2 protein-coding genes are annotated in these 1,782 nt (G+C 59.3%); both read right to left on the reverse strand.

Annotated features, from left to right (window positions below; all coding sequences use genetic code 11):
• Positions 1-143: 143 nt before the first annotated feature.
• On the reverse strand, positions 144-650 hold the full coding sequence (locus WCE35_RS09855) for a hypothetical protein (RefSeq protein WP_424593154.1): 507 nt from the start codon (positions 648-650) through the stop codon (positions 144-146).
• 98 nt (positions 651-748) lie between these two features.
• A partial coding sequence (locus WCE35_RS09860; protein WP_424593155.1) for an FAD-dependent oxidoreductase occupies positions 749-1,782 on the reverse strand: 1,034 nt, incomplete at its 5' end.

The following is a 1,782-nucleotide window of genomic DNA, read 5'->3' on the forward strand; positions in this document are numbered from 1 at the left end:
ATGATAGTCTTCCAGATCGACGTCGATGGCGTCGCCCTCGATCCAACCCGTAGGGCGGATTGTAGCCGAAGGCGTAATCCGCCGTTCACCGCAGATAAAGAGGCGGGTTACGCCTTCGGCTCAACCCGCCCTACGCGCTTTCCTCAATGATAGTCTTCCAATAGGTAGGATGGGTTGAGTCCGTTGCGAAACCCTTCACCTCCATACATTGATGGGTATCGCTTCGCTCCACCCATCCTACGCGCTAAATCTTGTAGGATCGAAACAAATGCCCGCCTAGCTTGAATCTTGCTAGTCGGGTCTGTCGCGGTGATTAATAGTCGTGCGTACAAATCTTGCAGGGTGTCGTCGTTCTCTATGCTGGCCGCTGCTATCAAAGGGAGACCAAACTTCAATTCAACGACTTTCGTCTTGCCATCAAGACCAAGTTCGCTTCGAATTTCTGCGTACCGCTTCGCAAGTCGAAGCTGGCGGGTCAGGCGATAGGCCGTCAAATGATCTTCGCCAATACCGACCAACTGCGTTAGCGGGCCGCCGAATATTCTTGAAAAAAAGCCGCCTAGTTCTCTTGTGGCATCAATTGCTTTGCCTGCGGTTTTAGCAACTTCCTGCGTTGCTTTAGCTGTCTCTTCAATTTCGGGGATCGTCATAATGGGCATCCTACCTCAGCAAGTACCCTGCATGAGCGCAGCGACATGCGGGGACTGAACAAACCCGGATGTCGCTTCGCTTATCCGAGCTACATTTGCTACTCCGCCGCCGCCCTCACATACCTCGCCGTCGGCGTCCGCATCGTCACCAGCTCCTCCGCGGCCGTCGGATGCAGCGCAAAGGTCGCATCGAAATCGGCCTTGGTCGCTTTCATCTTCACGGCGATCGCGACCGCCTGGATGATTTCGGCGGCGGTGTCGCCGACGATGTGGCAGCCGACGACGCGATCGGAGGTGGCGTCGACCACGAGCTTCATCAGGATGCGGGTGTCGCGGCCGGACATGGTGGACTTGATCGGGCGGAAATCGGACTTGTAGATGTCGACGTTGGAGAACTGGGCTCGAGCCTCGGCCTCGGTCAGGCCGACCGTGCCGATCTCGGGCTGCGAGAACACCGCGGTCGGAATCGTCGCGTGATCGACCTCGACCGGGCGCTTGCCGAACACGGTGTCGGCGAAGGCATGGCCCTCGCGGATCGCCACCGGCGTCAGGTTGACGCGGTGGGTGACGTCGCCGATCGCGTAGATGTTCGGCACGGAGGTTTTCGACCAGCCGTCGACGGCGATGCCGCCATTTTTCGGATTGATGGCGACGCCGGCCTTTTCCAGGCCGAGGTTGGCGACGTTGGGATGCCGGCCGATCGCGAACATCACCTTTTCCGACGCCAGCGAAGACCCGTTCGACAGATGGGTGGTGTATTCGGCGCCGGGCCGGTCGATCCGATCGACCTTATTGACGGTGCAGCCGGTGAGAATGGTGATGCCGCGCTTTTCCATCTCGGCGCGAACATGGCTGCGGACATCTTCGTCAAAACCGCGCAAAATATTGTCGCCGCGATAGACCAGGGTGACGTCGGAGCCGTAGCCGGCGAAGATGCAGGCGAATTCGAGCGCGATGTAGCCGCCGCCCTGGATCACGATGCGCTTCGGCAGCTCCTCCAGGTGAAACGCCTCGTTCGAGGAGATCACATGCTCGATGCCGGGAATTTCCGGCCCGTGATTGGGCTGGCCGCCGGTCGCGATCAGCACGTATTTCGCCGTCACGGTTTCGCCGGTCAAGAGCCGCACGCGGT

It is taken from the genome of Bradyrhizobium sp. (genome assembly GCF_049691595.1).
In the GTDB taxonomy this organism is placed as follows: Bacteria; Pseudomonadota; Alphaproteobacteria; order Rhizobiales; family Xanthobacteraceae; genus Bradyrhizobium.